This window comes from Burkholderia sp. BE17, from assembly GCF_009362305.1.
GTDB classification, from domain to species: domain Bacteria; phylum Pseudomonadota; class Gammaproteobacteria; order Burkholderiales; family Burkholderiaceae; genus Burkholderia; species Burkholderia pyrrocinia_C.
Map to the genome: position 1 here is coordinate 111,998 of NZ_WHNU01000014.1, position 18,971 is coordinate 130,968.

The following is an 18,971-nucleotide window of genomic DNA, read 5'->3' on the forward strand; positions in this document are numbered from 1 at the left end:
GCGCTGACAACCCGTTCGCGCGCCGGCTCGCGAGTCGCGGCCGGCGCCCGACGTTTCCTGTGAGAGATTCGCCCGATGTGCCTGATTGCCTTCGACTGGCAGCCTGATGCCGCCGCCGGTCCCGTCTTTACCCTCATTGCCAACCGCGACGAGTTCTTTCGCCGCACGAGCGCGCCGCTCACCTGGTGGGAGGATGTACCGGGCGTGCTGGCCGGCCGCGATCTCGAAGCCGGCGGCACGTGGCTCGGCGTAACACGCGACGGTCGCTTCGCGGCGCTGACGAACTACCGCGCGCCATTCGACATCCGCGCGGGCGCGCCGACCCGCGGCAAGCTCGTGTCCGATTTCCTTCGCGGCCCGTCCGTCGCGCCGCTCGACTATCTCGGGCAGCTTGCCGAGCATGCGGCCGTCTACAACGGCTTCAACCTGCTCGTCGGCGACTGGAAGCGGCGCGAACTCGCGTGGTTCTGCAACCGTGCGCCCGAGGGCCAAAGCGCCGTCGCCGCGCCTGTCGCGATCGCGCCGGGCGTGCACGCGCTGTCCAATGCGCGGCTCGATACGCCCTGGCCGAAAGTGGTGCGCAAGCGCGCGGAGCTCGGCACGCTGCTCACCGACAATCCGATCCCGTCGCTCGACGAGCTGATCGACCTGATGCGCGACCCGCATGTCGCGGACGACGACGCGCTGCCGCACACGGGCATTCCGATCGAGCGCGAGCGCGCGCTGTCGGCCGCGTTCATCGAGACGCCCGAGTACGGCACACGCGGCACGACCGCGCTGCGCGTCACGATGAAGGAAGGCGTGCGACTGACGGTCGAGATCAAGGAGCGCTGCGACGACGACGGTTCGCACCGCACCGTCCGCCCGGGTGCGTTCGAGCGCGCGTTCACGTTCGACATCGACGCGACGCGGCCGCGCTGAACGCGCATTGCCCGCGCTACGGCGCGCGTGCCATCTCGACGTGCGGCACACCGGCTTCGACGAACGGTTCGCCGACCGCCGCGAAGCCGTGCCGCACATAGAACGACACCGCCGAATCCTGCGCGTAGAGCCGCACGACGGGTTCGCCGCGGCGCCGCGCGGCGCCGAGCAGTGCGTTCAGCACGGCCGACCCGACGCCCTGCCCGCGCGCGTCGGCCAGCACGGCGACGCGGCCGATCGTGCCGGACGGCAACAGCCTCCCCGTCGCGACCGCGCGACGTATTCCCGTCGCCGCGTCGATCCGGTACGCGACCGCATGGAGCGATAGCGGATCGTCGTCGTCGAGCTCCCATTCCGGCGGAATCTGCTGCTCGCGCACGAATACGGCGTCGCGAATCCGCGCAGCGTCGCCACCCAGTACCGTCCAGTCGCCCGTTTCCACTACGCCGTCCGTCATCGCAGCTCTCCATGCGGCGCGCGCGCCGTCGAACGCCCGCCCGTCAAACTTCGTCGAATGCGGCCTTCAGCGCCGCGACCGCATCGGCATGCGCAGCCCGCACCTCGGGCACGTAGCCGCCCATCTTGAAGAATTCGTGGATCATCCCCGGATAACAGACCAGCGTAACCGCGTTGCCGGCCGCGCGCAGCTTGTCCGCGTACGCGGCGCCCTCGTCGCTCAGCGGATCGTATTCGGCCGTCGCGATCCACGCCGGCGCGACGGCCGCGAACGACGGCGCGTCGCGCGTGCCGTCGAGCGGCGCGAAGCGCCAGTCGTCGCGGTCCGCCTGATCGCGCACGTATTGCGTGAAGAACCACTGGATCGTGTCCTGCGACAGCAGGTAGCCGTTCGCGAGCCGCGCGTGCGATTCCGTTTCCTGATGACCCGTCACGCCCGGATAGATCAGCATCTGAAGCGCCAGGCGAATGCCTGCGTCGCGCGCAAGCACCGCGCAAACGGTCGCGAGCGTGCCGCCCGCGCTATCGCCGCCGACCGCCAGCCGCGCGGCGTCGATGCCGAACGCGGCGGCCTCGCGATGCAGCCAGCGCAACGCGTCGTCGGCGTCGTTCACCGCGGTCGGGAACCGGTGTTCGGGCGCGAGCCGGTAGCCGACCGACAGCACCGCGCATTGCGCACCGTGCGCGAACATCCGGCACAGCGCATCGTGCGTGTCGACGCTGCCCACGGTGAAGCCGCCGCCATGGTAGTAGACGAGCGCGGGCAACGGCTCCGCGAGGCTCGGCTCGACCGGCAGGTACAGCCGCGCGCCGATCGTGCGGCCGTCGCGCGTCGGCACGATGCATTCCTCGACAGAATGCATCGGCGCCGGCGCGACGTCGAGGATCGGCGCGCTCTTCTCGTACGCGGCGCGCGCCTGCTGCGCCGTCTGATGGTGATAGGACGGACGTTTCGCTCGCTCGATCATGTCGAGCACCTGGGCGATCTTCGGATTCAGCGGCATCGGAGAGAACGGCGCCTGCGCGGCGCCGTGAACGGACAAGCGTCACATGATGCCATGCCCGCATCAGGCCGGCGCCACGTGCACTGCACATCGAAATTCCGGCCCTTCGGCGTCCAGTGAAACGCGTCCGGCACGCAATCCCGCGCCGCCAAACAAAACGGCCCTGCCTGTGAAAAGGCAGGGCCGTGCGTCCGGGCGCCTACGCGTCGCTCGGGCCGGGCTGCGCGTCCGGCGCCGTGCGCGAGCGTTGCCGCTTGATGTCGCGGCCCACCGCGAGCCGCCGCATGTACTTGAACGTACCGAGCGCCTTCGCGACGAAGTTGCCGTCGCTGTCGCGCACTTCGCCTTCGCAGTAGGCCATCGTCGTCGAGCGATGCATCACGCGGCCGTACGCACGCAACTCGCCGCGCCCCGGCTGCATGAAATTCACCTTCATCTCGACCGTGACGACGCCGACGCCATCGTCGGTCAGGCTGCGCGCCGCCATCGCGAGCGCGATATCCGCGAGCGTCATCGTCACGCCGCCGTGCGCGATGCCCCACGTGTTCATGTGCCGCTCATCGAGCGGCAGCACGATCTCGCTCGCGCCATCCTTCGCGGACACGAGCCGCACGCCGAGCAGGTCGACGAACGGGCTTTCGATCGACGGGACGTCCGCCGGAGATGCCGCGTCGCTCATCGCGCGCCGTCGACGACGTAGTCGACGCACTCGCGCGATTCGGCCACCGCGACGACGAATTTCTTCACTTCCTGGTGAACCGGGTGCACCTGGTATGCGTCGAGCGCGGCCTTGTCCGCGAAATCGGACACGAGCACGATGTCGGAGGTCGCGTCGAGGCCGGGCGTCGCCAAGCCGACGTCGATTTGCAGGATGCCCGGCACGAGATCGCGGCAGCCTTCGAGCTTTTCCTTCAGCTTCAGCGCGTTCTGCGCGCGCGTCGCGCCTTCCGCCGATTCCTTCAACTTCCACATCACAATATGTCTGATCACTTCGTTCGCTCCTGTCGTTCGTTAGGGTTCACGATGCGGGCGCGGCTCGCATCGCGGCGGCCAGTCGTCTGCCCGCCTCGCTTGCACACGATCGCGGGCAACCGGGAAAAAAGCGCGTATCGAATCGGCTGTCGTCCGACCTTTCCGGCGACGATACGCACTTTTTCACCGCGTCGACACTCGACGGTGCGATCCGTGCAAACGGCGGCAGGCACCAAGCCTACCAAACTTGACGCCTCCGATGGAACGATCGCACGGTTCGCGGCCCGAACCGGTGCCGATCACTTGACGGCCGACCACGGGGCCGGTTACCCGAATCGCGCTTCTGAGCCGGGAACGGAGTCCGTCTTCCGCTGAATCGCAGGAATGCGGATTGCTGGGGTTTCGCGCGCTTCGTCTTCCGCGCCTTCCGGCATTGCCCGACAACAGACGGCACAACCGCGACGATTCAATCCCCGTCCGGCATCAATCGCCGGATTGAAACGTCATTATCAATTGTTTCACCACCGAATATCCGGATTCCATTATTCATTTTCACTAAATCGCATATTTTACCGACTCGGCGGGTAATAATTGCGATCGCCTTTTCAATCGAATATCGAAAAACAGCGAAAACATTATTGACTTCAACTTTCCCGTAAATTTAGAATCCCCTACGACGGCTTACGTTTCATTTTCTCCCGCCGCACACGAGTTGCCATTCGCTCGCGCGAAGGCTACCCCTGAGCCTTTTCCCGTGCCGTGCCGGGGCGACGCCATCTGCCATTTCCGCTTTCGGCACCAATCAGTCATTCACTTATTTGTCGCGCAATTCTCTTATTTCAGAAGCACCGCATCCCGATTAATTCCAGGCATTCGCCCGAGTTTCCGCAGCACTGAACGAAACGGACAGAAGATCCGTTCATTCGACTATTCCGATAAAAATCGCCAGTCACCAGGAGGGACATCAACATGCATCGTCTTGCGAAGTCGCTGTGTCTCGGGTTCGTCTGCGCCGGCCTGCTCGCGGCCTGCAACGACGACGACGTCCGGTCGAGCAACGCACCGTCGAACAACGCCGCGCTGTCGTTCCGCATGGACACCGGCGGCCAGATCAATGCGTTCTACCGGCAGGACAAGGTGGCCGCGCACCTGCTGGCACGCTCGTCGACGAAACCGCGCCTGCTCGTGGTCTTCCCCGCCGGCAACAGCGGCACGGGGCTGTGGTTCGACGACACCGCGCAGCCGGTGAACTGGAGTCTCGACACGCCGCCGTCCGCGCTGTCGGCCCCCGACACGCACGGCCGCCCGCTGTACGGGATCGGCGCCGACGTGTCGGTGGACACCGACACGCTGACGATCCGCCAGGGGGTGCTCAGCAACGTACGCTTCCTGCGCGACTTCAACGGCGGCGCAACGATTCCGCAACAGATCGTCACGGCGCCGGCGATCCAGGGCGGCACAGCGCAATGGCAACGCGACCGGATCGACGGTGCGCCCGGCTACGCGCTGCGCATCACGCTGCGCGATGGCGGCAGCATCGCGCCGGCAGCGGGCGGCAAGCTCGTGCTGCGCGCACCGGCGGGCTCGCACACGCTGAAGTTGCATGTCGATGCGCTATCGGGCGAGACGCCGCTATCGCCGATCACGCGCGCCGATCTGCTCGCGCCGTCCGTGAACCCCGACCCGGTCAGCCAGAACGTGCTCGAATTCCTGAGCTTCCACGACAAGCTGCTGGCCGGCTCGTGGCAGTACGACACCTACTTCGGCCGCGACACGCTGATCTCGGTCCGCATGCTGATGCCCGTGCTCGAACCGGCGGCGATCGAGGCCGGCTTGTCGTCGGTGCTGGGCCGCCTGTCGGCCGACGGCAAGGTCGCGCACGAGGAAGGCATCGGCGAATTCGCGCTGGTCGACAACCAGAAGAACGGACGGCCGAACGATCCGACGCCGACCTACGACTACAAGATGATCGACAGCGACTACCTGCTCGCGCCGATCGCGGCCGCGTGGCTGATCGACGATACGCGCGGCCAGGCCCGCGCGGCCGCCTATCTGGCGCAGCGCGGCAGCGACGGGCAGACCAACGGCAGCCGCCTGGTCGTCAACCTGCTGCACGTCGCGACGACCGCGCAGCCGTTCGCGCAGCAGCCGTCGGTCGCGAACCTGATCCACCTGCGGCCCGGCGAGATCGTCGGCAACTGGCGCGACAGCACCGACGGGCTGGGCGGCGGCGTCTACCCGTACGACGTGAACGCGGTGCTCGTGCCGGCCGCGTTGCGCGCGGCGAATGCGTTCCTCGCGCGCGGCCTGCTCGATCCGTACCTCGACGCCGCGCAGCGCGCGACGCTCGCCAACACGGCGAACCAAGCCGCCACGTGGGAAACACAGGCGCCGCCGCTGTTCCAGGTCGGCGTGCCGGCCGCGCAGGCGGCCACCGACGTGTCGGCCTATGCGCCGTCCGCCGGCGTGCCGGCCGGCGCCGCGCCGAGTGCACCGCTGTCGTTCTACGCACTGTCGCTCGATCAGCAGGGCAACCCGATTCCGGTAATGAATTCCGACGGCGGCTTCGCGCTGCTGTTCGGCACGCCGCCGGACGACGAGCTCCAGCGGATCGTCACCGACGTCACGCGGCCGTTCCCGACCGGGCTCGTGACCGATGCCGGCATGCTGATCGCGAACCCGGCGTATGCGAACCGGTCGCTGTGGCCGAAGTTCACGAGCTCCGCGTATCACGGCACGGTGATCTGGTCGTGGCAGCAGGCTATGTGGGTGGCCGGGCTCGACCGCCAGCTCGCGCGCCAGGACCTGTCGGCCGCGACACGCACGCTGCTCGCGCAGGCGCGGCAGACGATCTGGCAGGTGATCTCGAACGGACGCGACATGCGCACGTCGGAGATGTGGACGTGGTCCTACGTGAACGGCCAGTACCGGACCGATGCGTTCGGCACGCGCAGCGCGGACGCGACCGAAGCCAACGCGGCGCAGCTCTGGAGTGCGACGTATCTTGCGATCCGCGATCCGCAGCAGCGCGCGGGCAAATACTGGTGGCAGGCGTCGCAGCGGATGCTGGAGGTGCAGCCGAAAAACGCAGCGGTCGTGGCATCGCGCTAGCGCATTGCCCATCGCGCGCCAACCGAGCATGCAGAAGCCCCGGGGGTGTTTCCGCCCCCAGGGCTTCGGCAGGTCTGCATCGATCATCGCTTCCGCACAACCGCGTTGCCGAACGCTCCGCACTCGCTCAACGGCGCCGGCGTGCCGCTCGAACCCGCGTCACCGCGACACGACCCGGTTCCGCCCTTCCCGCTTCGCCTGGTACAGCCGCTCGTCGACCACCCGCAGCAGCGCATCGACCGTGCTGCCGTCGACCCCGTATTGCGCGACGCCGACACTCACCGTCACCTGCACGCGCTTGAAGTCCAGCCCGAACGGCGAACTCGCGATCGACGAGCGCACGCGCTCGGCCGTCATCCGCGCGCCCTCGAGCGGCATCTCCGGCAGCAGCGCCATGAACTCCTCGCCGCCGACTCGCGCGAGCCCGCCCGCCGGGCGGATCGCCTCGAGGCACTGGCGTACGACGCCGCGCAGCACCTCGTCGCCGATCTGGTGCCCGTACGCATCGTTGATGTTCTTGAAATTGTCGAGATCGAGCGCGAGCAGGCAAAACGGCGTGCCGTCGCGCTCGGCCCGCACCATCTCGCGCTCGACCTGCGCGATGAACTGCCGGCGGTTCGATGCGCCCGTCATCGGATCGGTCGCGGCCATGTACTCGAGCTTCTGGTTCGTGCGCCGCAGTTCCTGCAGCGCACTCTCGGCGCGCGCCATCGACTCCGACAGCCGGCTCATCAGGTCTTCCTGGCTGTAGATCGCCGAGAACGAGCGCGTCGTCTGCAACGCCTGCACGACGCCGTAGCTGAGCAGGAAGAACCCGCCCGCGAAGATCGCATGTGCGAGCCACCACATGTGATTCCACGGCTTGCCGAGAATGAACGCGAGCGACGACAGCGCGAACGCCATGATCGACACGCCGTAGATCACCATCAGCGGCGAGCGAATCCGCCGCGCGAGCAGCACGCCGACGTTCAGCAGCGAGAACACGAGCGCGCCGCCCTCCATCGACAGCCGCGTACCCAGTGCGCCCGCAACCGGCGAATACGCGATGTACGCAACGGCCACGTTGACGATCACGAAGAACATGATCCACGGCAGCCACGTCCGCACGCTCGTGCGCTTCTCGATGCGATCGGGCGGACGCGAATAGGACATCAGGCCCGTGAGCAGCAGGATCGACATCACGAGCCGCGACGCGGGCCCGTACAGCAGGAACAGCCAGATATTGTGGTGCGCCATCCCGGTGAACGCACCGTGCAGCGAATAGATCATCGCGAAGCCGAGAAAGCCGAGCGTCAGCCAGCGCAGCAGCGGCTCGCCGGACGACCGGTAGCACACCCACGTCACGTAGGTGACGAACGCGCCCTCGAGGGTCGCCGCCGCAATCGCGATTTCATGGAACGCGTGGCTCTCGAACACGACGTGCGGGTCGCTGAAGAACCACAGATAGGCGATCAGATAGGCAGGCAGCAACGCGAATCCGACCAGCAGGCATTTCGCGTAGAGCCTCGCGGCCGCGCTGACGACGCGCGGCGGTTCCCCGGCTGCATAGGTCGTACTCATTCGGTCCCCGGTCGGTCTGCTGCGTTGGTTCAAGCTTCGCGGCACGTATCGCGCGACGTACGATCCGGCCCATCGTGCCGAAAGGCAAATGTCAGAGCAAGTATAGGTGGGGCAATTCGTTTGACAAGTAAGGGGAAACGGCATTGCCGGGAGCACGTTTTTTGCCTCCCGATCGTTTCGAATGGCAATCCTGCCGCGCCGATTCGCGTCGCATCGCGGCCGCCGGCCTCGCCGAAGCGAAACCGCGGCCGCCACCAGCCAAAAATCAGATGATTTCGAACAGGCCGGCCGCGCCCTGCCCGCCGCCGATGCACATCGTGACGACCACGTATTTCACGCCGCGGCGCTTGCCTTCGATCAGCGCATGGCCCGTCAGGCGCGCGCCCGACACGCCGTACGGATGGCCGACGGCGATCGCGCCGCCGTTCACGTTCAGGCGATCCTCGGGAATCCCGAGCGTGTCGCGACAGTACAGCACCTGCACCGCGAACGCCTCGTTCAGTTCCCACAAGCCGATGTCGTCGACCTTCAGCCCCGCCTGCTTCAGCAGCTTGGGCACCGCGAACACGGGGCCGATGCCCATCTCGTCCGGCTCGCAGCCGGCCACCGCGAAGCCGCGGAACACGCCCAGCGGCTGCAGCCCTTCGCGCCGCGCTACATCGGCGCTCATCACGACGCACGCCGACGCGCCATCCGAGAACTGGCTCGCATTGCCGGCGGTGATCACGCCGCCCGGCACGGCCGAACGGATCTTCGACACGCCTTCGAGCGTCGTGTCGGGACGGATGCCTTCGTCGGCCGATACGGTCACTTCCTTCGTGAACAGGCGGCCCGTCGCCTTGTCGGCGATACCCGCGAGCACGGTGATCGGCACGATCTCGTCGCGGAAAAGACCGGCTTCCTGGGCGGCCGCGGCCCGCAGCTGCGACTGCACGCCATACTCGTCCTGCCGCTCCTTCGAGATCCCGTAGCGCTTCGCGACATTCTCGGCCGTCTGCAGCATGTTCCAGTAGATCTCGGGCTTGTGCTCGACGAGCCAACCCTCCTGGACCATGTGCCGGTTCATCTCGTTCTGCACGCACGAGATCGATTCGACGCCGCCCGCGACATACACGTCGCCTTCGCCCGCGATGATCCGCTGTGCGGCCAGCGCGATGGTCTGCAGCCCCGACGAGCAGAAACGGTTCACCGTCATCCCCGGCACGGTCACCGGCAGCCCCGCGCGCAGCGCGATCTGCCGCGCGATGTTCGCGCCGGTCGCGCCTTCGGGGTTCGCGCAGCCCATGATCACGTCCTCGACGCGCGCCGGGTCGAGCTTCGCGCGTTCGAGCGCGGCCGCGACCACGTGGCCGCCGAGCGTCGCGCCGTGCGTCATGTTGAAGGCGCCGCGCCAGGATTTCGCGAGCGGCGTGCGTGCGGTCGATACGATTACGGCTTCGGTCATGCGAGTCTCCTTCGGTCCTGCTTCATGTCCTGAAATGGGGAATGCGCTACGCCGCCGGGCGCGCGCCCGCGGACGTCACATGCGCGACGCCCGCTGCCTGCATCTGCTGCCATGCGTGCGCGAGCGACCCGTCCAGGTCGATCGCGCGGCACGCATCGTTGATCACCGCGGCTTCGAAACCGGCCGCGCGCGCATCGAGCGCCGACCATGCGACGCAATAGTCGGTCGCGAGCCCGCAGCACCACACGCGCTTCGCGCCGAGCTCGCGCAGATAACCCGCGAGCCCCGTGCGCGTCGTGCGGTCGGCCTCGACGAACGCGGAATAGCTGTCGACCTGCGCGTCGCCGCCCTTGCGGATCACGAGCCGCGCCTGCGGGATGTCGAGGTCGCGATGCAGCGCCGCGCCTTCGGTGTCCTGCACGCAGTGCACGGGCCACAGCACCTGCTCGCCGTACGGCAGCGCAAGCGTCGAGAACGGCTCGCGGCCAGCGTGGTTCGCCGCGAACGACACGTGCTCGCGCGGGTGCCAGTCCTGCGTCAGCACGACCTGGTCGAAGCGTCGCGCGAGCGCGTTGATCACCGGCACGACCGCGTCGCCGTCCGGCACCGCGAGCGCGCCGCCCGGCATGAAGTCGTATTGCACGTCGATCACGAGCAGTACGTCGTCGGTGCGTTTCATTGCGTTTCTCCGTGTGTCGACCAGAGTTAGCGCTTCAGCGCTTACTCTGGTCCCATGCCTTGCGCGGTCGACCAGAGCTGGCGCGTCGGCGCTTGCTCTGATCCCGTGTCCTTCGCGCCGCCGCGCGCGTCAGCCGTTGAACCCGCGGCCGGCCTTCGCAAGCTCCACGATCGACGGCGCAAGCTGCCACGCGTCGCCGTTCGGCGCGGCCGCGTAGCGGCGAATCGCGCGCTCGACGTTGTAGAGGCCGACCACGTCCGCGTACAGCATCGGACCGCCGCGCCACAGCGGGAAGCCATAGCCGGTCAGGTAGACCATGTCGATGTCGGACGCCTTCGACGCGATCTTCTCTTCGAGGATCTTCGCGCCTTCGTTGACGAGCGCGAACACCAGCCGCTCGACGATCTCGTCGTCGCCGATCTTGCGCCGCTCGACGCCGCGCTCCTTCGAATACGCGACGACCATCTCGTCGACCAGCGACGACGGCTTCGCCTTGCGCTCGCCCGGCACGTAGTCGTACCAGCCGGCGCCCGTCTTCTGGCCGAAGCGGCCCTGCTCGCACAGGCGGTCGGCGATCTTCGAGTACTGCAGATCGGGCTTCTCGATATAACGACGCTTGCGGATCGCCCAGCCGATATCGTTGCCGGCGAGGTCGCTCATCCGGAACGGCCCCATCGCGAAGCCGAACTTCTCGATCGCGCGATCGACCTGCGCGGGCAGCGCGCCTTCCTCGAGCATGAAGAGCGCCTGGCGGATGTACTGCTCGATCATCCGGTTGCCGATGAAGCCGTCGCACACGCCCGACACGACCGCCGTCTTGCGGATCTTCTTCGCGACGGCCATCACGGTCGCGAGCACGTCCTTCGCGGTCTGCGCGCCGCGCACGACCTCGAGCAGCTTCATCACGTTCGCCGGGCTGAAGAAGTGCATGCCGACGACGTCCTGAGGACGCTTCGTGAATGCCGCGATCCTGTCGACGTCGAGCGTCGACGTGTTCGACGCGAGGATCGCGCCCGGCTTCGCGACTTCGTCGAGCTTCCTGAACACCTGCTCCTTCACGCCGAGTTCCTCGAACACGGCCTCGACGATCAGGTCCGCATCCTTCAGGTCGTCATAGGACAGCGTCGGCGTGATCAGCGCCATGCGCGCGTCGAGCTTCTCCTGCGTGAGCTTGCCCTTCTTCACCTGCGCGTCGTAGTTCTTGCGGATCGTCGCGACGCCGCGCTCGAGCGCCTCCTGTTTCGTCTCGAGCAGCGTGACGGGCAGGCCCGCATTGACGAAGTTCATCGCGATCCCGCCGCCCATCGTGCCCGCGCCGATCACGCCGACGCGGCGGATCTCGCGCAGCGGCGTATCGGCCGGCACGTCGGGAATCTTGCTCGCCGCGCGCTCGCCGAAGAACGCATGGCGCAGCGCGCGGCTTTCCGGCGTCATTATCAGCGCGACGAAACCCTCGCGCTCGGCGATGCTGCCCTTGTCGAACCCGTTCAGCACGCCGGCCTCGATCGCGTCGATGCACTTGTGCGGCGCGGGGAAATTCGGCGCGGCGGCCCGCGCGGAATTGCGCGCGAACTGGATGAAGCCCGCGGCGTTCTCGTGGACGATCTTGCGATCGCGCACGCGCGAATACGGCCCCTTCTGCGCACCGACCTTGCGCGCGAACGCGACGGCCGCGTCGAGCAGGTCGCCGTCGGCCATTTCGTCGAACAGCCCGCTCTTCGCGAGCTGCTCCGACGGCACGGGCGCGCCCGACACGATCATGTTCAGCGCGGTTTCGAGCCCGACCGCGCGCGGCAGACGCTGTGTGCCGCCCGCGCCCGGCAGCAGGCCGAGCTTCACTTCGGGCAGCGCGACCTGCGTGCCGGGCGCCGCGACGCGGTAGTGCGCGCCGAGCGCGAGCTCGAGGCCACCGCCCATCACGACGCTGTGCAGCGCCGCGACGACGGGCTTCGCGCTCGCCTCCACCGCACGGATCACAGTGTGCAGCGTCGGCTCCTGCAGCGCCTTCGGCGTATTGAATTCGGTGATGTCGGCACCGCCCGAGAACGCGCGCCCCGCACCGGTCAGCACGATGGCCGTGACCGACGGGTCCTGAGCGGCGCGATCGAGCGCGTCCATGACGCCCTGGCGGGTCGACAGGCCGAGCCCGTTGACGGGCGGATTGTTGAGCGTAAGGACGGCCACGCCGTCGCGAGTCGAGTAATCCACTGCCATCTGCCTGCCTCCATGCATCGCGCGCCGGGGTGGCTGCGCTTCATTGTGCGCGGTCGAACAGCCGCATGTCCGGATCGAACGGAGGCAGCATACAACGGAAAAGCACGGTCGTTCAATTTGAATTTTCATCCCGACCCGGGGACGGATCGGGCGACCGGATCGCGGGCCGTCGCCGGCCCGGGTCTGGACTTAAGGCGCCTTATGGCGCCTTATGGCGCCTTATCGCGCCTTACGGCTCGCAAACCGCCGTCGGCAACACGTAGTCGCGGAACGTCTCGCGCAGCTTCAGCTTCTGCAGCTTGCCGGTCGCGGTGTGCGGCAACGATTCGACGAACACGACGTCGTCCGGGATCCACCATTTCGCGACCTTGCCCTCATAGAACGCGAGCAGCGCGTCGCGGCTCAGGTTCGCGCCTTCGCGCGGCACCACGACGAGCAGTGGGCGCTCGGTCCATTTCGGGTGCGCGCATGCGATGCAGGCTGCTTCGGCCACGCCCGGGTGCGCGATCGCGACGTTCTCGATGTCGATCGAACTGATCCACTCGCCGCCCGACTTGATCACATCCTTGCTGCGGTCGGTGATCTGCAGGAAGCCGTCGGGGTCGATCGTCGCGACGTCGCCGGTCGGGAACCAGCCGTCCGACAGCGGCGACGTGTCGCCGCGGAAGTAGTGGTCGATCACCCATGGCCCGCGCACCTGCAGTTCGCCGAACGCGACGCCGTCCCACGGCAGTTCATGTCCGTCCTCGCCGACGATGCGCATGTCGACGCCGCAGATCACGCGCCCCTGTTTCTCGAGCAGCCGGCGCTGCGCGTCGAGCGGACGCTGCGACTGCGCCCAGTTGAGCTTCGCGAGCGTGCCGAGCGGCGACAGTTCGGTCATCCCCCACGCATGAATCACGCGCACGCCGTATTCGTCCTCGAACGTGCGCAGCATCGCGGGCGGGCACGCGGAGCCGCCGATCACCGTGCGGTTCAGCGTCGAGAAGCGCACGCCGGCTTCGCGCATGTAGTTCAGCAGGCCGAGCCACACGGTCGGCACGCCCGCGGAGAACGTCACGCGCTCGGCCTCCATCAGCTCGTACAGCGATTTCCCGTCGAGATCCTTGCCGGGCAGCACCAGCTTGCCGCCCGTGAGCGGCACCGCGTACGGCAGCCCCCACGCGTTGACGTGGAACATCGGCACGACGGGCAGCACGGCGTCCATCGCGGACAGGTTCATCGCGTCGGGCAGCGCGGCGCCGTACGCGTGCAGCACCGTCGAGCGGTGCGAATACAGCACGCCTTTCGGATTGCCGGTCGTGCCCGACGTGTAGCAGAGCCCCGACGCCTGCTGCTCGTCGAGGCGCGGCCAGTCGTAACGGCCGTCCTCCGCTTCGACGAGCGTTTCGTAGCAGAGCAACGGCGTCGTGCAGGACGGCAGGTGCGCGGCGTCCGTCATCGCGACCCAGCCCTTCACATGCGGGCATTGCGGCGCGATCGCGTCGACCAGCGGCGCGAAATTGATGTCGAACAGGACGTAGCGGTCTTCCGCATGATTGACGATGTACGCGATCTGCTCGGGGAAGAGGCGCGGGTTGATCGTATGGCATACCGCCCCCATCCCGCCGATCCCGTAATACGCCTCGAGATGCCGGTAGCCGTTCCACGCCAGCGTGCCGATGCGATCGCCGGTTTCGACGCCGAGCCGCGCGAGCGCCTGCGCAAGCTGCTTCGCGCGGCGTTCGCAATCGCGGTACGTGTAGCGATGCACATCGCCCTCGATGCGCTTCGACACGATCTCGGTGTCGCCCGCGTGACGCGCGGCATGCGCGATCAGCGAGGACACCAGCAACGGCATGTCCATCATCTGGCCCAGCAACGGCTTACCCATCGTCTTGTTCTCCCGGAAGGACGCGAATCGGTGACCAGCCCGGCGGCTGTTTCCATCAGGAACACGCATGCGTTGTCATGAGACCGGCGCGCGCCCGTCAGCGGCCCGGACGGGCGCGGCGCACGGTGCGCGGGCCGCCATGCGGGCGGCGCGGCGCCGCCTTACAATATCGGCTTACCCAGAGGCGCTCAACATGTCGTTTTCCCGAAGCGCAGCCGATCCGGCTGACACCCTGCCCGACCTCGCCGCCACGCTCGGCGCGCCCGCCGAAGGCGCGTTCGTCACGCTCGGCGACGCGTTTCATACGCGGCTGCCGGCCGCGCCGCTTGCCGCGCCGTACGTCGTCGGCTTTTCCGACGAAGTCGCGCAATTGCTCGACCTGCCGGCGTCGCTCGCCGCGCAGCCCGGCTTCGCCGAGCTGTTCGCCGGCAACCCGACGCGCGACTGGCCCACGCACGCGATGCCGTACGCATCGGTGTACTCCGGCCACCAGTTCGGCGTGTGGGCCGGCCAGCTCGGCGACGGCCGCGCGCTGACGATCGGCGAGCGTACCGGCACGGACGGCCGCCGCTACGAGCTGCAACTGAAAGGCAGCGGCCGCACGCCGTACTCGCGGATGGGCGACGGCCGCGCGGTGCTGCGCTCGTCGATCCGCGAATTCCTGTGCTCGGAAGCGATGCATCACCTCGGCATCGCGACCACGCGCGCGCTGACGGTGATCGGCTCCGACCAGCCGGTGGTCCGCGAGGAGATCGAGACGTCGGCCGTCGTCACGCGCGTGTCGGAAAGCTTCGTGCGCTTCGGCCACTTCGAGCACTTCTTCTCGAACGATCACCCCGACCTGCTGCGCGAGCTCGCCGATCACGTGATCGACCGTTTCTATCCGGATTGCCGCGACGCGGACGATCCGTACCTCGCGCTGCTCGAAGCCGCGACGCTGCGCACGGCCGACCTCGTCGCACAGTGGCAGGCCGTCGGCTTCTGCCACGGCGTGATGAACACGGACAACATGTCGATCCTCGGCGTGACGATCGACTACGGCCCGTTCGGCTTCGTCGACGCGTTCGACGCGAACCACATCTGCAACCACTCCGACAACAGCGGCCGCTACGCATACCGGATGCAGCCGCGCATCGCGCACTGGAACTGCTACTGCCTTGCGCAGGCACTGCTGCCGCTGATCGGGCTGCAGCACGGCATCGCCGATGACGATGCGCGCGCCGAGCGCGCGGTGGACGACGCGCAGGCCGTGCTTGCGAAATTTCCGGAACGCTTCGGCCCCGCGCTCGAACGCGCGATGCGCGCGAAGCTCGGCCTCGAGCTCGAACGCGAGAACGATGCCGAACTCGCGAACAAGCTGCTCGAGACGATGCATGCGAGCCACGCGGATTTCACGCTGACGTTCCGCCGCCTCGCGCAACTGTCGAAACACGACGCGAGCCGCGACGCGCCCGTGCGCGACCTGTTCATCGACCGCGACGCGTTCGACGCCTGGGCGAACCTCTACCGCGCACGGCTGTCGGAGGAAACGCGCGACGACGCGGCACGTGCGGCCGCGATGAACCGCGTGAACCCGAAATACGTATTGCGCAACCATCTGGCCGAAGTCGCGATCCGGCGCGCGAAGGATAAGGATTTTTCGGAGGTCGAGCGGCTTGCGCAGATCCTGCGCCGGCCGTTCGACGAACAACCGGAGCATGAAGCGTACGCCGCGTTGCCGCCCGACTGGGCCGGGTCGCTCGAAGTGAGCTGCTCGTCCTGAAGTACCCAACCCGCGCGTATCGACCGACCGATCAGGAGAACCCCATATGTCCCACGATTCCGACGACAAGACCTTCCCGTACGAGAAGGACGACGCCGAACTGCGCCGCCGGCTCACGCCGATGCAGTACGAGGTCACGCAGCATGCGGCGACCGAGCGCGCATTCACCGGCGAATACACCGACACCGAAGACGCCGGCATCTACAAGTGCATCGTCTGCAGCACGCCGCTGTTCGAATCCGGTTCCAAGTTCCACTCGGGCTGCGGCTGGCCCAGCTACTTCAAGCCGCTCAACGGCGAGGTGATCGACGAGAAGGTCGACTACTCGCACGGCATGGTGCGCGTCGAGGTCCGCTGCAACAATTGCGGCGCGCATCTCGGCCACGTCTTCGAGGACGGCCCGCGCGACAAGACCGGTTTGCGGTACTGCATCAATTCGGCTGCGTTAAACTTCGAGTCCCGACCCGAAAACGAATGAGCGGCGCCGGGCGGATCGGCGGGGCGACCTCGCCGCGCGGCTACCCTCGGGCTGGCCGTCCCGATCCGCAACGGCGGTGCCTGGCGGGTCCCTACAACGGTGAAAGGCCGCGCAAGCGGCCTTTCACGCAGCTGCGAGCGCCATGAAATTCCTGTTCGATCTGTTTCCGATCATCCTGTTTTTTGCCGCCTTCAAGGTCTGGGGCATCTTCACCGCAACCGCCGTCGCGATCGTCGCGACGCTGGCCCAGGTCGCGTGGGTCGCCTTCCGGCACCGGAAGGTCGACACGATGCTGTGGGTCAGCCTCGGCGTGATCGTCGTCTTCGGCGGCGCCACCCTCGTCCTGCATGACGAGAAATTCATTCAATGGAAACCGACTGTGCTGTATTGGCTGTTTGCGGTCGGGCTGCTTGCCGCGCGTTATGCGTTCGGCAACAACCTGATCGAGAAGATGATGGGCAAGCAGCTCACGCTGCCGCACCCCGTGTGGGACAAGCTGAACGTCGCATGGGCGCTGTTCTTCGCGGTGCTCGGCGTCGCGAACCTGTACGTGGTGCACAACTTCACCGAATCGCAATGGGTGAACTTCAAGCTGTTCGGCACGACGGGTGCGATGGTCGTGTTCATCATCCTGCAGAGCCTGTGGCTCACGAAATACCTGAAGGACGAATGACATGACGGACGCCTTTCTCCACGCGTCGCCCGACGAACGCATCGCGCTGATCGAAGCGCGCCTCACCGCGTCGCTCGCACCCGTGTCGCTCGCCGTGCGCGACGACAGCGCGCAGCACGCGGGCCACGCCGGCGCGGCCTCCGGCGGCCACTACACGGTCACGATCGTGTCGGCCGCATTCGCGGGCAAGCCGCGCGTCGCACGGCACCGGCTGGTGTATGATGCGCTCGCTGATGCGATGCAGCGCGGCATTCACGCGCTCGCGATCGTGGCTTACACGCCCGAAGAATTCAACGAATCTTCAATCTAGTCTCATTAGGAATTCCCGATGATCCTGAAATCCCCTCGCCTGTGGGTCGCGGCGGCTGCATTCGCAGCGGCACCGGCATTCGCCCAGAACATCGCCGTCGTGAACGGCACGCCGATTCCGAAGTCGCGCGCCGACGCGATGGTCGCGCAACTCGTCCAGCAAGGCCAGACCGACAGCCCGCAACTGCAGCAGGCCGTGCGCCAGGAACTCGTGAACCGCGAAATCCTGATGCAGGAAGCGATCCGCGAAGGCATCCCGAACCGTCCGGACGTGAAGGCGCAGGTCGCCGTCGCGCAGCAGACCGTCGTGCTGCGCTCGATGATCGAGAGCTTCCTGAAGAAGAACCAGCCGACCGACGCCGAAGTGAAGGCGCGCTACGACGAACTCGTCAAGGGCGCCGGCGGCAACCGCGAATATCACCTGCACCACATCCTCGTCGACAACGAGCAGCAGGCCAAGGACCTGATCGCGAAGATCAAGGCCGGCGCGAAGTTCGAGGATCTCGCGAAGCAATACTCGAAGGATCCGGGCTCGGGCAAGAACGGCGGCGACCTCGACTGGTCCGACCCGAAGGCGTACGTGCCGGAATTCTCGGCGGCCGCGCAGAAGCTGCAGAAAGGCCAGATGACCGACGCGCCGGTGAAGACGCAGTTCGGCTGGCACATCATCCGCGTCGACGACATCCGCGACATCGCGCCGCCGCCGTTCGACCAGGTAAAGGCGCAGATCGCGCAACAGCTCGTGCAGCAGAAGCTGCAGGCGTTCGAGGAAGGTCTGCGCCAGCAGGCAAAGATCCAGTAACGCAGGCGCCCGTGCATCGAAAAGCCGCTCTTCGGAGCGGCTTTTTCATTTGGCGCGCGGGATCGCACGCATCGTGAGGCTCCGGCAGTCTGTCGACGCGCGATAAAAAGACCGCTCCGAAGAGCGGCCTCTCGTGCCGGACATCACCCGCGCCGCAGCGTTCGCTACGCGGGATGGAACACGTCGTGATAGCGCACTTCGCCCGACGGCAGCGGCGCCGCTGCGTCGAACGACAGCGCGAGGAAATACTCGGGCGGCACGCCGGGAAACGCGATGCGGCCGGACGGCTCGAACCCGAAGCGCGCGTAGTACGCGGGATCGCCGAGCACGACGCAGCCGCGCGCGCCGAGCCGGCGCAACGCATCGAGCCCCGCGCGCACGAGCCCCGCGCCGATGCTCTGCCGCTGGCAGTCGGGCAGCACCGCGAGCGGCGCAAGCCCGTACCATTGCTGCCGATCCGCCGGCTCACCACCGATCGCGACCGGCGAGAACGCGACGTGGCCGATGATGCGGCCGTCACGCTCCGCGACGAGCGACACGCTCAGCGCGCCGTCCGCGCGCAGCGCGTCGACGATCCGCCGCTCGAACTGCCCGCCCTGCGGTTCGCCCGCGAACGCCGCGCCAATCACGCGACCGATCGCATCGACCTCGCTCGCGCGCTCGTCGCGCAGCGTGACGACCTCGACCGGCGCGTTCGGGGCGAACATCATCCG

17 protein-coding genes are annotated in these 18,971 nt (G+C 67.3%); 7 read left to right on the top strand and 10 right to left on the bottom strand.

The features are described 5' to 3' along the window. The first annotated feature begins 75 nt into the window (after positions 1–75). Complete coding sequence (locus tag GD429_RS14440; protein ID WP_152857518.1) at positions 76–921, top strand: NRDE family protein; 846 nt, start codon at positions 76–78, stop codon at positions 919–921. A gap of 16 nt (positions 922–937) precedes the next feature. Here GD429_RS14440 and GD429_RS14445 read toward each other — a convergent pair whose 3' ends face one another. The 4 genes from GD429_RS14445 to GD429_RS14460 form a co-directional block, all read right to left on the bottom strand. After that, the gene (locus tag GD429_RS14445; protein ID WP_152857519.1) at positions 938–1,378 is read right to left on the bottom strand and encodes a GNAT family N-acetyltransferase; all 441 of its coding nucleotides are present in this window, start codon (positions 1,376–1,378) and stop codon (positions 938–940) included. 43 nt (positions 1,379–1,421) lie between these two features. After that, positions 1,422–2,381: an alpha/beta hydrolase gene (locus GD429_RS14450; RefSeq protein ID WP_152857551.1), complete on the bottom strand. Its 960-nt coding sequence runs from the start codon at positions 2,379–2,381 to the stop codon at positions 1,422–1,424. Positions 2,382–2,580: 199 nt separating this feature from the next. After that, the gene (locus tag GD429_RS14455; protein WP_152857520.1) at positions 2,581–3,060 is read right to left on the bottom strand and encodes a PaaI family thioesterase; all 480 of its coding nucleotides are present in this window, start codon (positions 3,058–3,060) and stop codon (positions 2,581–2,583) included. Then, the gene (locus GD429_RS14460) at positions 3,057–3,371 is read right to left on the bottom strand and encodes a Dabb family protein (RefSeq protein ID WP_321574611.1); all 315 of its coding nucleotides are present in this window, start codon (positions 3,369–3,371) and stop codon (positions 3,057–3,059) included. Before GD429_RS14460 ends, GD429_RS14455 begins: the two co-directional genes overlap by 4 nt. A gap of 951 nt (positions 3,372–4,322) precedes the next feature. Between GD429_RS14460 and GD429_RS14465 the strand changes: the two genes are divergently transcribed. Continuing rightward, positions 4,323–6,464 carry a hypothetical protein gene (locus GD429_RS14465; protein WP_152857521.1) on the top strand — a complete coding sequence of 714 codons (2,142 nt, stop codon included), beginning with the start codon at positions 4,323–4,325 and terminating at the stop codon, positions 6,462–6,464. Between the two features lie 159 nt (positions 6,465–6,623). Here GD429_RS14465 and GD429_RS14470 read toward each other — a convergent pair whose 3' ends face one another. From GD429_RS14470 to GD429_RS14495, 5 genes are all read right to left on the bottom strand, one after another. Then, on the bottom strand, positions 6,624–8,024 hold the full coding sequence (locus tag GD429_RS14470; protein WP_152857522.1) for a GGDEF domain-containing protein: 1,401 nt from the start codon (positions 8,022–8,024) through the stop codon (positions 6,624–6,626). A 265-nt stretch (positions 8,025–8,289) separates the two neighbouring features. Beyond that, positions 8,290–9,468 (bottom strand): acetyl-CoA C-acyltransferase, encoded by a 1,179-nt coding sequence (locus GD429_RS14475; RefSeq protein ID WP_152857523.1) that lies wholly within the window; start codon positions 9,466–9,468, stop codon positions 8,290–8,292. 46 nt (positions 9,469–9,514) lie between these two features. After that, complete coding sequence (gene pncA / locus GD429_RS14480; protein WP_152857524.1) at positions 9,515–10,147, bottom strand: bifunctional nicotinamidase/pyrazinamidase; 633 nt, start codon at positions 10,145–10,147, stop codon at positions 9,515–9,517. Positions 10,148–10,276: 129 nt separating this feature from the next. Then, the gene (locus GD429_RS14485; protein ID WP_152857525.1) at positions 10,277–12,361 is read right to left on the bottom strand and encodes a 3-hydroxyacyl-CoA dehydrogenase NAD-binding domain-containing protein; all 2,085 of its coding nucleotides are present in this window, start codon (positions 12,359–12,361) and stop codon (positions 10,277–10,279) included. A 229-nt stretch (positions 12,362–12,590) separates the two neighbouring features. After that, positions 12,591–14,234 (bottom strand): 3-(methylthio)propionyl-CoA ligase, encoded by a 1,644-nt coding sequence (locus tag GD429_RS14495; RefSeq protein WP_152857527.1) that lies wholly within the window; start codon positions 14,232–14,234, stop codon positions 12,591–12,593. 193 nt (positions 14,235–14,427) lie between these two features. Between GD429_RS14495 and GD429_RS14500 the strand changes: the two genes are divergently transcribed. From GD429_RS14500 to GD429_RS14520, 5 genes are all read left to right on the top strand, one after another. Further along, a complete protein-coding gene (locus GD429_RS14500; protein ID WP_152857528.1) occupies positions 14,428–15,996 on the top strand; it encodes a protein adenylyltransferase SelO in 1,569 nt (522 codons plus the stop codon). A gap of 46 nt (positions 15,997–16,042) precedes the next feature. After that, positions 16,043–16,474, top strand: coding sequence for a peptide-methionine (R)-S-oxide reductase MsrB (gene msrB / locus GD429_RS14505; RefSeq protein WP_152857529.1), 432 nt, complete (start codon positions 16,043–16,045; stop codon positions 16,472–16,474). A gap of 142 nt (positions 16,475–16,616) precedes the next feature. Beyond that, positions 16,617–17,147, top strand: a complete 531-nt coding sequence (locus GD429_RS14510) for a septation protein A (protein ID WP_069745154.1) — start codon at positions 16,617–16,619, stop codon at positions 17,145–17,147. Position 17,148: 1 nt separating this feature from the next. Next, positions 17,149–17,457 carry a BolA family protein gene (locus GD429_RS14515; RefSeq protein WP_047900921.1) on the top strand — a complete coding sequence of 103 codons (309 nt, stop codon included), beginning with the start codon at positions 17,149–17,151 and terminating at the stop codon, positions 17,455–17,457. An 18-nt stretch (positions 17,458–17,475) separates the two neighbouring features. Next, the gene (locus tag GD429_RS14520) at positions 17,476–18,258 is read left to right on the top strand and encodes a peptidylprolyl isomerase (RefSeq protein ID WP_034181200.1); all 783 of its coding nucleotides are present in this window, start codon (positions 17,476–17,478) and stop codon (positions 18,256–18,258) included. Positions 18,259–18,422: 164 nt separating this feature from the next. On the opposite strand, the gene GD429_RS14525 is transcribed toward GD429_RS14520, so the two are convergent. Further along, the gene (locus GD429_RS14525; protein ID WP_152857530.1) at positions 18,423–18,968 is read right to left on the bottom strand and encodes a GNAT family N-acetyltransferase; all 546 of its coding nucleotides are present in this window, start codon (positions 18,966–18,968) and stop codon (positions 18,423–18,425) included. Positions 18,969–18,971 lie beyond the last annotated feature (3 nt).